The organism is Salinivibrio kushneri (genome assembly GCF_027286325.1).
In the GTDB taxonomy this organism is placed as follows: domain Bacteria; phylum Pseudomonadota; class Gammaproteobacteria; order Enterobacterales; family Vibrionaceae; genus Salinivibrio; species Salinivibrio kushneri_A.
In genome coordinates this window covers 961,989-975,746 of sequence record NZ_CP114588.1, presented here as the reverse complement: position 1 = coordinate 975,746, position 13,758 = coordinate 961,989, and the positions used below count along the sequence as shown (strand labels likewise).

14 protein-coding genes and 1 riboswitch are annotated in these 13,758 nt (G+C 48.4%); of the genes, 6 read left to right on the top strand and 8 right to left on the bottom strand.

What is annotated here, in order from left to right; genetic code table 11:
- Positions 1-66 precede the first annotated feature (66 nt).
- Positions 67-285 carry a translation initiation factor IF-1 gene (infA, locus tag N8M53_RS04765; RefSeq protein ID WP_021022425.1) on the top strand — a complete coding sequence of 73 codons (219 nt, stop codon included), beginning with the start codon at positions 67-69 and terminating at the stop codon, positions 283-285.
- 85 nt (positions 286-370) lie between these two features.
- On the opposite strand, the gene clpA is transcribed toward infA, so the two are convergent.
- Together clpA and clpS are read right to left on the bottom strand one after the other, a co-directional pair.
- On the bottom strand, positions 371-2,626 hold the full coding sequence (gene clpA / locus N8M53_RS04760; protein WP_269579663.1) for an ATP-dependent Clp protease ATP-binding subunit ClpA: 2,256 nt from the start codon (positions 2,624-2,626) through the stop codon (positions 371-373).
- 45 nt (positions 2,627-2,671) lie between these two features.
- Positions 2,672-2,992, bottom strand: coding sequence for an ATP-dependent Clp protease adapter ClpS (gene clpS, locus N8M53_RS04755; protein WP_269579662.1), 321 nt, complete (start codon positions 2,990-2,992; stop codon positions 2,672-2,674).
- A gap of 804 nt (positions 2,993-3,796) precedes the next feature.
- Between clpS and cspD the strand changes: the two genes are divergently transcribed.
- The gene (gene cspD / locus N8M53_RS04750; RefSeq protein ID WP_046073528.1) at positions 3,797-4,018 is read left to right on the top strand and encodes a cold shock domain-containing protein CspD; all 222 of its coding nucleotides are present in this window, start codon (positions 3,797-3,799) and stop codon (positions 4,016-4,018) included.
- A 77-nt stretch (positions 4,019-4,095) separates the two neighbouring features.
- Here the strand turns inward: cspD and N8M53_RS04745 are convergent, their stop codons facing one another.
- Both N8M53_RS04745 and N8M53_RS04740 read right to left on the bottom strand, forming a co-directional pair.
- Positions 4,096-4,677 (bottom strand): thymidine kinase, encoded by a 582-nt coding sequence (locus tag N8M53_RS04745; RefSeq protein ID WP_269579661.1) that lies wholly within the window; start codon positions 4,675-4,677, stop codon positions 4,096-4,098.
- Between the two features lie 113 nt (positions 4,678-4,790).
- Positions 4,791-6,374: a Na+/H+ antiporter NhaC family protein gene (locus N8M53_RS04740; RefSeq protein WP_269579660.1), complete on the bottom strand. Its 1,584-nt coding sequence runs from the start codon at positions 6,372-6,374 to the stop codon at positions 4,791-4,793.
- A gap of 88 nt (positions 6,375-6,462) precedes the next feature.
- Positions 6,463-6,644: riboswitch (Lysine riboswitch) on the bottom strand.
- 271 nt (positions 6,645-6,915) lie between these two features.
- On the opposite strand from N8M53_RS04740, the gene N8M53_RS04735 reads away from it, so the two are divergent.
- Positions 6,916-7,341 (top strand): H-NS family nucleoid-associated regulatory protein, encoded by a 426-nt coding sequence (locus tag N8M53_RS04735; RefSeq protein ID WP_077770910.1) that lies wholly within the window; start codon positions 6,916-6,918, stop codon positions 7,339-7,341.
- A 50-nt stretch (positions 7,342-7,391) separates the two neighbouring features.
- Here the strand turns inward: N8M53_RS04735 and N8M53_RS04730 are convergent, their stop codons facing one another.
- Entirely contained in the window at positions 7,392-8,363 is a 972-nt protein-coding gene (locus N8M53_RS04730) for a lytic murein transglycosylase (RefSeq protein WP_269579659.1), read from the bottom strand.
- A 10-nt stretch (positions 8,364-8,373) separates the two neighbouring features.
- Positions 8,374-8,649 (bottom strand): YcgL domain-containing protein, encoded by a 276-nt coding sequence (locus tag N8M53_RS04725; protein ID WP_069361431.1) that lies wholly within the window; start codon positions 8,647-8,649, stop codon positions 8,374-8,376.
- A 269-nt stretch (positions 8,650-8,918) separates the two neighbouring features.
- On the opposite strand from N8M53_RS04725, the gene minC reads away from it, so the two are divergent.
- From minC to minE, 3 genes are read left to right on the top strand one after another with little or no spacing between them, the layout of a single operon-like run.
- Positions 8,919-9,581: a septum site-determining protein MinC gene (gene minC, locus N8M53_RS04720; protein ID WP_269579658.1), complete on the top strand. Its 663-nt coding sequence runs from the start codon at positions 8,919-8,921 to the stop codon at positions 9,579-9,581.
- A gap of 17 nt (positions 9,582-9,598) precedes the next feature.
- Positions 9,599-10,411 carry a septum site-determining protein MinD gene (gene minD, locus N8M53_RS04715; protein WP_269579657.1) on the top strand — a complete coding sequence of 271 codons (813 nt, stop codon included), beginning with the start codon at positions 9,599-9,601 and terminating at the stop codon, positions 10,409-10,411.
- Between the two features lies 1 nt (position 10,412).
- Positions 10,413-10,682 carry a cell division topological specificity factor MinE gene (gene minE / locus N8M53_RS04710; protein WP_046073536.1) on the top strand — a complete coding sequence of 90 codons (270 nt, stop codon included), beginning with the start codon at positions 10,413-10,415 and terminating at the stop codon, positions 10,680-10,682.
- 75 nt (positions 10,683-10,757) lie between these two features.
- On the opposite strand, the gene rnd is transcribed toward minE, so the two are convergent.
- Both rnd and fadD read right to left on the bottom strand, forming a co-directional pair.
- Positions 10,758-11,891 carry a ribonuclease D gene (gene rnd / locus N8M53_RS04705; RefSeq protein WP_269579656.1) on the bottom strand — a complete coding sequence of 378 codons (1,134 nt, stop codon included), beginning with the start codon at positions 11,889-11,891 and terminating at the stop codon, positions 10,758-10,760.
- Between the two features lie 85 nt (positions 11,892-11,976).
- Positions 11,977-13,668, bottom strand: a complete 1,692-nt coding sequence (gene fadD, locus N8M53_RS04700; RefSeq protein WP_269579655.1) for a long-chain-fatty-acid--CoA ligase FadD — start codon at positions 13,666-13,668, stop codon at positions 11,977-11,979.
- Positions 13,669-13,758 lie beyond the last annotated feature (90 nt).

Genomic DNA, 13,758 nt, shown 5'->3' with positions numbered 1-13,758 from the left:
TTTCAGAATAGAGGCATTATCTGTCGGTCAAAAAATTGGCTACCAGAAGAGGCCTAAGAGGATTCAATGGCAAAAGAAGACGTAATTGAAATGCAAGGCACCGTACTCGATACGTTGCCTAATACTATGTTCCGTGTAGAACTAGAAAACGGTCACGTGGTGACTGCCCACATTTCAGGCAAGATGCGCAAGCACTACATCCGCATCCTGACCGGCGACAAAGTCACTGTTGAAATGACCCCTTACGATTTGTCCAAAGGTCGCATCGTTTTCCGTTCGCGTTAATCCTCCGGACGCGATCAAAAAACCCGGCATTTCTGCCGGGTTTTGCTTTTTATGAGCACGACATCTTTTAGTGACTGATAGGCCGCTATGCAGGCTCCATTTGATCGCTAAATTGGAAGTCCAATCGGTTATCTTTCAATACCACACGAACGGTTCCCCCATTGACCAAACAGCCAAAGAGTAGCTCGTTGGCGAGTGGCTTTTTGAGGTTATCTTGGATAACACGCCCCATTGGCCGTGCTCCCATTGCCTTGTCATAACCTTCTTCTGCCAGCCAACGCTTGGCCTCCGACGTCACCTCAAGCGACACCCCTTTGGCGTCCAGTTGGGCTTGTAGCTCAACAATGAACTTATCCACCACTTGCAAAATAACCTGCTCATCCAAGTGGTTAAACCAAATGATGTTGTCCAAGCGGTTACGGAACTCTGGCGAAAACACCTTCTTAATTTCAGACATCGCGTCATGACTGTGATCTTGCTGAATCAAGCCAATCGACTTGCGCACCGTCTCGGCGACACCCGCGTTGGTGGTCATCACCAAGATAACGTTACGAAAGTCCGCTTTACGTCCGTTATTATCCGTCAAGGTGCCATTATCCATCACCTGCAGCAGCAGGTTGAACACGTCTGGGTGTGCCTTCTCGATTTCATCCAACAACACCACGCTGTATGGGTGTTTGATCACCGCATCGGTGAGCAACCCGCCTTGGTCATACCCCACATAACCTGGGGGCGCACCAATCAAGCGGCTCACTGTGTGACGCTCCATATACTCTGACATATCAAAGCGCTGCAGTTCGATGCCCATGGCTCGCGCCAACTGCACCGTGACCTCGGTTTTACCGACCCCGGTAGGCCCCGCGAACAAGAAGGAGCCGACCGGTTTATTCTCATCGCCTAAGCCTGCTCGGCTCAGCTTGATGGCTTCAGACAGCGCCGTGATGGCGGTATCTTGACCGAATACCAGCATTTTGAGCTTGTCATCCAGCGATTGCAGCACGTCTTTATCAGACGACGAAATCGACTTCTCAGGAATACGGGCCATTTTCGCAATCATACTCTCAACATCAGGGACATTGACCGTTTTCTTGCGCTTGCTGGCTGGCGCCATACGACACCGCGCACCCGCCTCATCAATTACATCGATCGCTTTATCTGGCAGATGACGTTCGTTGATGTATTTCGCCGACAGCTCGACCGCGGCACGAATCGCCTTATTGGTATAACGCACTTCGTGGTGAGCCTCATATTTCGGCTTCAAACCCATCAAAATCTTGGTGGTATCGTCAATTGATGGCTCAATCACATCAATTTTTTGGAATCGACGCGCCAAGGCTCGCTCTTTTTCGAAAATAGAGCCGTACTCTTGATAGGTCGTCGAGCCAATACAACGTAACTTTCCGCTACTGAGGAGTGGCTTGATGAGATTCGCGGCATCGACCTGACCGCCACTCGCGGCACCAGCGCCAATGATGGTATGGATCTCATCGATAAACAGTACCGCGTGATCCTCTTTTTCAAGTTGCTTTAAGATGGACTTAAATCGCTTCTCGAAATCGCCACGGTATTTAGTGCCCGCGAGCAACGAGCCAATGTCTAACGAGTAAATCACACAGTCTTTAATCACGTCAGGCACTTGGCCTTCCACAATTCGCCATGCCAAGCCTTCCGCAATCGCCGTTTTACCAACCCCTGCTTCGCCAACCAACAGAGGGTTATTTTTGCGACGGCGACACAATACCTGGATGGTGCGCTCAAGCTCTTTATCACGGCCGATTAACGGATCAATACCGCCAACACGCGCGAGCTGATTAAGGTTGGTTGCGAAGTTTTCTAACCGGTCCTCTCCCGCTTCTGCTCCGGATTCATCCGCGCTCATGTCGCTGCTTGGTAGATCATCACCCTCGTCTTTGGTGGTACCGTGGGAGATGTAATTCACCACGTCGAGGCGACTGACATCATTCTTTTTCAGCAGATACGCGGCGTGGGATTCTTGTTCGCTAAAGATGGCCACCAACACATTCGCACCGCTTACTTCGCTACGACCGGATGACTGCACATGAAAAACAGCGCGTTGGAGTACTCGCTGAAAGCTCAGCGTTGGCTGCGTCTCTCGCGATTCATCGTCCGCAGGGATCAACGGTGTGGTTTGCTCAATGAACGCATCAAGTTCTTTGCCCAGCGCCTCCAAATCTGCGCGACACGCGACCAGCGCATCGTGCGCGGCCGCATTTTCGATTAACGCGAGAAGCAGGTGCTCCACCGTCATGAATTCGTGGCGTTTTTCACGCGCACGTGCAAACGCGCCATTCAAACTGGCTTCAAGTTCTTTGTTAAGCATAAAGGCACCTCCCTCAAAAACCGCGCTAAAGCGTGATGGAGCCGGCTAAGCTTTCTCCATCGTGCACAGTAGCGGATGGCCATGCTCTTTGGCATACATCATCACCTGTGCCACTTTCGTTTCAGCAACCTCGGCGGTAAATACGCCACAGACCGCTTTTCCTTCGTAGTGCACCGTCAGCATGACTTGCGTCGCTTTGTCCACATCCATGGCAAAAAACGTCTGGAGCACGTCGATAACAAACTCCATCGGAGTGTAGTCATCATTGTTTAGCACCACCTTGTACATTGATGGTGGCTGCAACTTTGTTTTTTCTGACGATTCGACCTCTGCGTCAGGCAAACCCCACTGGTTCCAATTACTCATAGCTCATTCAATGCATTGTTAGGGTGTCTCGGTAAGTGATGTGGCGGGGCACTACTGCCATCCACGATTCCCGTCCACCTATACTTAAAGTTAAGCCACAGATTGTATTCCAGCAACCTTTTCATTGCGAACACCGTTTGCCTGAGCAATTGTTAATCACTGTACTGTGTAATAGTGTCTCACACCGCATTTCGTTCACTGCGAATCACACAAACGTCTCACCTCTCCCTGCATCAGAATGCATAAAAAACAAGGCATGTTAACGGGCAAACAAATTATTGTCAGATCGCGTCAAACGCGACGGGTGAGAATAGGCACACTCGGATCTCGTTTCGACAATATTCACTCAATTGTCATTTTTAAGCAGGTAGACCGCATGACTTATGCCAGTTGCGATCACTGCGATCCAAACACTTTAGGGATAAAGAGCAAGTTATTAGAATAAAAAGTAATAGTTCAGCCTTGTAATTGCGTATCTATCACTGTGTTTGCACTTTTTTATAGCGAAAACATCCGGTGTAAATCCTAGAAAACTATGCAATTAAGATGTCTATTGTTGAGTGAATAATTGCCACCTCCTCACACTTTTTCGATTTGATATTACATTCCTGTTATAAGTTATACCCCACACTTGACTGCCTAAAAGTATCTACTAAAGTGAAACATGTGGTAGGTAAACTAACCATGTCACTTCTATTCAATCATATCAGTGAAGGCAACAGCGCCACGCTGCCGAGATTGATGAGGTGGAATGAACGCGTTTATCGCAGGTATGCAAAGTTTGATGCAAGAAGGATGTGTCGCATGGAAACTGGTACAGTAAAATGGTTTAACAATGCAAAAGGATTTGGCTTTATTTGTCCGGTAGAAGGAGAAGGCGATGTGTTTGCCCACTACTCTACCATCCAGATGGACGGATATAAGACACTAAAGGCGGGACAAACCGTCAATTATGAGGTTCAGGAAGGACCGAAAGGCTACCATGCCAGTGAAATTGTGCCAGTCGATCAAGAAGCGGCTAAATAGCGCTGAATCCGGTCGGCCAGATGGAAAAGGCGAGCTTACCGCTCGCCTTTGTTGTTTCTGACCGCACGGAATGTCGTCTAGAGTAACCCGAGCATCTGTTTGTAATGCCGGCGACACACAGAAACGTAACGTTCATTGCCCCCAATCACCACTTGATCACCATCTGCAATGGCATTGCCTTCACTATCTTGGCGAATGACTCGACTCGCTTTACGCCCACAGTGACACACGGTTTTAAGTTCAACGAGCTTATCGGCCCACGCTAGCAAGTACTGTGATCCTTCAAAAAGCTCACCACGAAAATCTGTTCTTAATCCATAGCACAACACTGGGATCCGCAGCTTATCCACCACATCAGTGAGCTCGAGCACCTGCTGTTTGGTCAAAAACTGGCTCTCATCAATCAATAAACAGTCAACTTTCTCTTGCGCTAAGATGGTCGCAACGTGCTCGAACAGTGGCGTTTGATTGTCATACAGGTGGGCCTCAGCTTCTAATCCAATTCGCGAACTGATTTTTCCGACCCCATAGCGGTTATCAATCGCAGCAGTGAATAATAGAGGCTGCATACCGCGTTCTTGGTAGTTAAAGGCCGATTGTAACAAGGTGGTCGACTTACCCGCGTTCATTGCCGAATAATAAAAGTATAACTGAGCCATAACTGTCTCTACACGTAATGCCCATTCCCATTGTGGGCGAGCTGGATTGAATAAACAGGCATGCTACCGCACTAGCAGAAAAAGAAAAGCCCCGCATAAGCGGGGCTAGATGGTTAACCTACCAATTTGCATGGTCGTTTTTTAAGCCACATTAGCCCAGCACATAGTGCAACGAACGCAAACACGGCCGCCATCAGTGACCAAAGAAGTGACGCGGTAAAGCCTAACACCATGAAGCCTACGGTTGAGACAACAGCCCCACCAATTGCATAAGGGAGCTGAGTAGCGACGTGGTCAATATGCCCACACCTTGCACCTGTTGAAGACAAGATAGTGGTATCCGAGATAGGTGAGCAATGATCACCGAATACGGCGCCGGCTAATACGGCCGACAACATCGGCAACATCAGTGCGATATCGGTCGCAGCAGCTAGGTCGCCCGCAATCGGTAGCATAATACCGAACGTCCCCCACGACGTACCGGTTGCGAAGGCCATCACTGCCGCCAACAAGAAGAGCACCACAGGCAAGAGTTGCGCCGGCAAGTTCCCCTCAACTAAGGACGACAAATATTTGCCAGTTTGTAAGTCACCAATAATATGACCAATCGACCAAGCAAATAACAGAATGAGGATCGCGCCAAACATAGACTTTGCACCTACCCAAAGGGTTTTCGCAATATCTGATACGGCAATGCCTTGTTTACCTGTCATCACCAAGGACACAGCCAAACCCGCCAGTCCACCCCACAGTAATGACATGCCGACATCGGTATTTTCAAAGGCCCCAAGGAGAGAAAAGGCCTGAGCATCGGCTGCCAATGCCAGCCCGCCGGTATATAGCATCGCACCTACCGTCGCCACTACCAGCATAATAATGGGGGCGACCAAATCAGCCACACTGCCTTTATCACTTTCTTCAATCCCTAGGTCGTCGCAAATGTCAGCGCAGTTTTCACTTTCATCGCCCAATCGGCTGCCTTTTTTCGCCTGATATTCAAACTGACGCATCGGGCCAATATCCAGTTGAAACCAAACCACCGCAAACACTAACAACAAGGCAAAAATAGCGTAGAAGTTCATTGGGATCATGGTGACAAATGCTCCTAGCGCCGTGTAATCCGTCACGCCATGTGCCACCAAAATCGAGCCAATCACGGTAATGATATAAGCCCCCCAGCTTGATGCCGGCGTGATAACACACATAGGGGCTGCCGTGGAATCAAGAATGTAAGCCAGTTTCGCTCGAGAAACGTGGAAGCGATCCGTCACAGGACGAGAAACGGCCCCTACCGCCAAACTATTGAAATAATCATCGACAAAAATAAATACGCCAAGAAAAGCAGCCAGTAGTTTCGCGCCACGCTTACTTTTAATTCGACTTTGCGCCCAATTAGCAAAAGCACGTGTGCCACCAGACAAGGATAACAGTGCAGTGATCATCCCCAGCAAAATAAGGAAGCCGAGAATACTCAGATTCCAACTATTTAAGCCACCGTCTGCAAAGAATAGACCGGTCACCACATCAAGCAAGTACTGCCCTGCCGAGACAAACGAAAAGTCAGTCAGTAATACGGTACCCAGTACAATCCCCATACCCAACGACAATAAAACCCGTCGTGTGGCGATCGCGAGGCCGAGTGCCAATAAAGGGGGAAGTAGTGATAAAGCGGATGAAGAAAAATCTGTTAAGTTCATGATCTCAGTGTCAACCAGGTGGTTGGAGATCTACTGCAGAAATGAAGACGGTAAGGCGTGGTATCACACGGCAAACAGCTTGCCTCCTACATACAGTAGCGCTCCATAGTGTATTTCCAAGTACTATGGCAGTGCTGTCCCTATTCGGTAACAGCCCCAGCTCAATCGGTGTGATGACCTGATTGGCTTCGGCGTTGTTTCCTTTTATGCGCTTTCATCGGTATCACCCTCTTGCGCACGACTTATAAACAACGCACCTCTACGTTAAGCGTGGTGCATTCTACACAACGTGCTTACTATCGCAACTATTTATGGTTGAAAAACCGTCGACTAAACACCATCTCACTCAATGCCAATAAAACATGTCTCACCCTCTATTTTTTTAGACATCTGATTCAAAAAGACAATGGAATTAAAGTCAAATTTGCGGTTAACTTGCAATTAATGAATAATATGGCGTATTAATATAGGTCATATTGTATATTTCAATTATACTGTTATCATTCTTTCAATTAACATATAAATCAAATAGGAACCAATAATGTCTGATGCAATGAAAGCTCTACTCAATTTGCGCAGCCTGCGCGCGGTTGCAAAAGAAATGTCTACTGAGCAACTGAACGAAGCCTTAGAAAAACTACAAACAGTTGTTGAAGAGCGCAAAGAAATCGATCGCCAAGCGGAAGCGCAAGAAAAAGAGCGTTTAGAGAAGTTAGAAAAATACCGTGCTATGTTAGAAGCAGACGGTATTGGCCCAGAAGAAATCGTGGCGTTGTTAGGTGGTGCTTCAAAGAGCAAAGCATCGGGTAAACGCGCGACTCGTCCAGCAAAATATCAATATACGGGCGAAGACGGCTCACAAAAGACGTGGACAGGCCAAGGCCGTATGCCTAAGGTTATTCGCGAAGCCACTGAAAGCGGCCAAGCAAAGCTTGAAGATTTTCTCATCCCAGGCCAAGAAGCCTAACGACTTATTCCAACATAAAAAAAGAGGCTCAACGCCTCTTTTTTTATCGCTTAATCAAATTTAATTCTATCCGCTAAATGGCTCACTGCTAACGCAAAGTAGTGCGAACGGTTCCACTTCAATAGACTCTGATAGTTATTATAGACAAGGTACGCTCTGCCTTTTTCATCATCAGGCTGAATGAGCCACGCATCAATATCGACTGTTGGTAACGCTTGGCCATTCATACGCCGTACTCCAAGAGCTTGCCACTCACTTAATGATTGTGCTTTATCACTGTTGGTACCAAGCAAAGTACGATCAATCGCTTTAGGCAACTGAACCTGCCGCCCCCATGTATAGGTATCATCCCAGCCCGCTTTTTTTAAGTAATTGGCCGCGGAGGCAAATACATCGGCTTCTGTTTGCCAAATATCTTTTTTGCCATCTTGGTTTCCGTCGACCGCATAGTTAATAAACGAACTCGGCATGAACTGGCATTGACCCATTGCGCCGGCCCAAGATCCTTTCATCTCTTCGGGAGCGATATGCCCTTGCTGCAATATTTTCAGTGCGGCCATGGTCTCTTTACGAAAAAAGGCTTCACGTCGACCATCAAAAGCTAACGTTGATAACGCTTCAATCACGTTATAACTGCCCTGAAGTTTGCCGAAGTTACTTTCCACACCCCATAAAGCCACAATAAAACGCGGCTGAACCTGATAGTGTTCACCGATGATTTTTAGTGCGTCGTAATGCTGGCGGTAGAGTTTTTTCGCTTGGGCGACTTTCCAATCAGGCACAGCACGCGGAATATACTCATCCAACGTGAGACGTCGCTCAGGTTGATTTCTATCGGAGCTGACCGCGCGCTCGTGGTACTCAACGTCCTTAAAGGCACGCTCAAGTAAAGCATCACTGATGCCCGCCTCTCGTGCTTCGGCTTTTAAGGTGGTCACATACTGCTCGAATCCGGGCTTGGCCATCACAGGGCTCACTAAAAGTGCCGCCGCGATAGAGGCTGAAATCATACCTTTGCGCATAGTCTTCCTTTTACAGTTTTTCGTTTTTATTACGAATAGCCTGCAATGCCGCATCAGGTGGCGGGGGCAATTGCACAAAAAAACCATCACTTTGCAGGCTTTGTTTTACCTTATTGATGTCGACAGCAGCCAGTTTATCGCGCTTGTCTAAGTTGATCATCATGGCAAACTCGGGCTGCCCAAAGCTATTCATTAATGCCTCAGGCACATCATCGAATTTATCTTTCTCTGCAAGATAAAGATAGGTACCTTCTTTCTTTTTGCTACGATAAATTGCGCAATACATCTCAAAAGTCCTCATGAGCATGCCATATTACAGGCGATACATTGTCATCTTCGGGTAAAGGTTTGTTAAGCTTTGCAGCAAAGTGTGTCAAAACACGTATCTGCTGCCATTTCTCGCTCAAAGATTAAAAAAACACTAATAAGAGGAGAAATAACGCATCAGCGGCAAACCCTGCTTGCCGCATTGGCGCTGTGAATATACCATGCTATCCAACGTCTGATAATGCGCGTCTGACTCGTGTTTAAACGACAAAACCGGGATCGAATAACATGCTCAAACAACCGGAGTTGAAAGGCTCAACCTTTACCCTTTCCGTCCTCCACCTCGTTGACGATAATTTTGCTGCCGCTGCCACTGTTTTGACAGAGAAAGTCACTCAAGCACCGGCTTTTTTCCAAGGCGCCCCTGTTGTCGCTGACATTAGCCGCCTATCACAATGCCCAGATATCGGCGCCTTAAAGCAATGCTTACAGGCCACAGGCATGATTCTCGTTGGGCTGACCGGTGTCACCCACAATGATACGCGTGAGCTTGCGCTGGATGCGCAATTAGCCGTGTTAAAGTCGAGCAAGCAATCCCGGGTTGCCGATCCGATTCAGCCGCCTGCAAAAGTGGTCACCACCCCCGTGCGTTCAGGTCAGCAAATCTATGCAAAAAACGCCGACCTGGTGATCCTCAACCATGTCAGTGCCGGTGCGGAAGTGATAGCCGATGGCAGTATCCATATCTACGGCGTCTTGCGTGGTCGAGCCATTGCCGGTGCAAGTGGACAAAAGCAAGCGCGTATTTATTGTCAGAACCTTCAGTCAGAATTATTGTCTGTAGCAGGAAGCTATTGGCTCAGCGATAAAATTCCATCAGAACATTTAGAGCGGCCTTCCATGGTCTCACTTAATCAAGAAAGCTTACACATTGACCCCCTCACGCTATAAGAGAATAAGGAAGAGGAATGGCACGAATTATTGTAATTACTTCCGGTAAAGGCGGTGTTGGTAAAACAACATCGAGTGCAGCATTAGCGACCGGGTTGGCCATGACAGGCAAAAAAACCGCCGTGGTCGATTTTGATATTGGCCTACGTAACCTGGATTTGGTGATGGGCTGTGAGCGTCGCGTGGTCTATGACTTTGTCAATGTCATTAACGGCGAAGCCAATCTGCATCAAGCATTAATTAAAGATAAACGCGTAGAAAATTTGTTTATTCTGCCAGCCTCACAAACGCGCGATAAAGATGCGCTAACCAAAGACGGTGTAGAGCGTGTTTTAAAAGACATGGATGAACTTGGCTTTGAATACATTATTTGTGACTCACCCGCCGGGATTGAAGCTGGCGCGTTGATGGCATTGTATTTTGCAGACGAAGCCATCGTGACCACTAACCCAGAGGTCTCATCCGTACGCGACTCTGATCGTATTCTTGGTATTCTCGACTCTAAATCACGCCGCGCAGAAAACGGCGAGGATCCGGTAAAACATCACTTGTTGCTTACTCGCTATAACCCCACGCGAGTGACCAACGGTGAAATGCTCAGTGTTGAAGATGTAGAAGATATTCTGCGTATTCCACTGTTAGGGGTCATCCCTGAAAGTCAGTCTGTATTGCACGCCTCAAACAAAGGTGAGCCTGTGGTGCTTGACCAAGAGTCAGATGCGGGCCAAGCCTATGAAGATGCCATTGCGCGTCTGCTGGGTGAAGAGCGTCCCTTCCGCTTTATTGAGGAAGAGCGCAAAGGTTTCCTAAAACGCTTATTCGGAGGCTAATGTGGCACTGCTTGAATTCTTCCGTCCATCAAAGAAAAAGTCGGCCAATATTGCCAAAGAGCGTTTACAAATCATTGTTGCCGAGCGTCGCAGTGCCGATAGCCCTGCGCCGACTTATTTGCCCCAGCTCAAGCAAGATATTTTAGACGTGATCCGCAAATACGTGGATATCGCACCGGACCAGGTGTCTGTTAGCCTAGAACAAGGCGATGATGATCTATCCGTCTTGGAGCTGAATGTGACCTTGCCCGAAGAGGGGAAAGAGAGCTAGATCTCAATCACGACGGGCTACGACAAAAAGCGGTGGTTTTAGGTCACCGCTTTTTGTTTATCCGCGAGATGATGGCTATGCCCCTGGGGCGTTAGGGATCATCGTCAGCAATGTCTCTCCCACTAACCGAAAGCGCCATCCCGAGGCTAAATCAGGGCGTTTATCTTCTTGACATTCCTCTCGCCATACCCAGGTAATCAATTGATTAAGCTGCTTTTTGGAGCCAATAAACTCAGGGGCTAGGCCTGATTTATCTGCCTGAGTTTGTACCTGCTCCTTAATCGCTTTAATCACCGACTTATACCCTGGTTCATCAACTAAGCGTGTGATGACCGGTGGGCATTTCGCTAAGGGGGTTTTATCCGCTTGCGTGGCCAGCTTTATCAAGGTTTGTGCATGATAACGCACTTCAAATTTGTCGAACCCATGTTCATTCATTTGCTCAACGGTACGGATACCGTAGCGTGCCATTTTAAAAAGGTGCTGCTCTTTAACAATGAAGTTGAGTGCCATATTTCGGCGTCGTGCTTCCTTTGCACGCCATTTGGCAAGGGCCTGCAAAACGGCCAGTTGTTGACGATTAAGCTGCCACGCATATTTGATATCGAGGTAAGCGGCCTCATCTGATTTTGCCAGCTGTTTTTTACGGCTCAGCAATGCACACTCTTCCACCATAGCGTCGTGCCACTGCGTTTCGGATAGGGCTTGAGTCAGCGCTTGATAAAGCGGCAGCAAGTAATACACATCTGCGGCGGCGTACTGTTTCTGCTTTTCCGTTAAGGGGCGCGCACACCAATCAGTGCGTGACTCCCCTTTATCTAAGCTTACGCCGACATAACGCTCAACCAAGCTTGCGAAGCCCTCGGAGACGCCATGACCTAAAAAGGCGGCGACGATTTGCGTGTCTATCATGGGAGTTGGCAATACGCCCGCATAGTGCTGAAAAACCTCTAAGTCTTCACTACTCGCATGTAACACCTTGGTGACCTGGGTGTCACTCAACAGCGCCCATAACGGGGAGAGATCATCAATCGCTAGCGGATCAACCAGCGCCAGTTGCTCGCCATCATAAATCTGGATAAGCCCCAGTTGTGCATAAAAGGTACGCGTACGGACAAACTCGGTATCAAGCATCACAACGGCTTGGTCACGGAAATGTGCGCAGATATCGACCAGTTGTTGATCGGTGGTGATTTGTTGATAGTTCACAAAAAAGCCCATAAAGAAAATGCCGGCGAGGCCGGCATTTCGTGATTCGTTATCGACAGTTTACCCTTTTCTGGGTCGGTTCGCATTAAGCTGACGCTTTTTGCTCGGTGGCTTGCGGCTCATCACGTAACTCTCGACGCAGAATTTTACCCACATTGGTTTTAGGCAGTTCATCTCTAAATTCCACGACACGTGGCACCTTGTAGCCAGTGAGGTGTTTGCGACAGTGCGCCACCAGATCATCTCGCGTCAGCGAAGGATCTTTTTTGACCACACAGATCTTAACCACTTCCCCAGAGTTCTCATCTGGCTGGCCAATGGCGGCAACTTCTAGCACCTTGTCATGCAAAGCAACGACATCTTCCACTTCATTAGGATACACGTTAAAGCCAGAGACAAGGATCATGTCTTTTTTACGATCCACAATATGCAAGAAGCCGTCATCATCGAACTGCACCACATCGCCAGTGGCTAACCAACCATGCTCGTCGATGCTTTCTCGTGTCGCCTCTGGGCGATTCCAATACCCTTGCATCACTTGCGGGCCGCGCACTAACAACTCACCCGGCTGGTTGTCCGCCACATCATCACCTTGATCGTCGACAATGCGCACCTCCGTTGATGGTACGGGCAGACCAATGGAGCCGTTATAGTCGCGTAAATCATAAGGATAAGCCGCGACCAGTGGCGAGCACTCTGTTAATCCATAGCCTTCAAGCAGATGCTTGCCCGTCAGCTTTTTCCAGTTTTCCGCAACAGCCCTTTGCACGGCCATGCCACCACCGACGGTCAAGCGCAGGTTAGAAAAGTCCAATTCATGGAAATCTTCGTTATGGAGCAGCGCGTTAAACAGAGTGTTCACACCTGTAATGGCCGTAAACGGATACTTTTGCAGCTCTTTGACAAAACCTGGAATATCGCGTGGATTAGTGATCAGTAGGTTTTGTCCACCCATTTCAATAAACAATAGGCAGTTCACCGTGAGCGCAAATACGTGATACAGCGGCAATGCGGTGACAACTAACTCCTCACCCGCATTGAGTACCGGCTGATACGTGCCCTTCGCTTGATACACGTTAGCCAGCATATTTCTGTGAGTCAGTACCGCACCTTTCGCTAACCCCGTGGTGCCACCGGTATATTGTAAAAACGCAATGTCTTCGCCTTTCAAAAAAGGCTTCACATATTGCATACGTCGACCACGGCGCAGCGCTTGGCGCATCGAGGTGGCGTGTGGCAAATGATACTTAGGCACCATTTTTTTGACGTATTTGACCACGAAGTTAACCAGGGTCCCTTTGGCACGTGGCAACTGTTCGCCCAAACTGGTCAATACCACGTGTTTAACCGGCGTATTGTCGACCACCTTCTCCAACGTGTGAGCAAAGTTACTCACAATCACAATCGCCTTTGCTCCGGCGTCTGTTAATTGGTGCTCGAGCTCGCGAGGGGTGTATAACGGGTTAACATTCACGGCCACACAACCGGCTCGTAAAATACCAAACAGGGCAATCGGATATTGCAGCAAGTTCGGCATCATAATGGCAACGCGATCGCCTTTTTTCAGTTTCAGCTCATTTTGTAGATAGGCAGCAAACGCACGGCTACGCTCTTCCAGTTTACGAAATGTCATGACCTGCCCCATATTGATAAAGGCAGTTTGATCCGCGTACTGCTGGACAGAGTGTTCAAACATCTCGACCAGAGAGCGATGGGCATCTGGATCTATTTCCGCCGGCACATCCGACGGGTAACGATTAAGCCATACCTTTTCCACTGGCTTTCTCCTATGTGTTAACTTGCAGGCTATATTGCCTGCTTCGATCGACGCGAGGCATAATTCAAACAGGTGTTTAACCTGCCCACC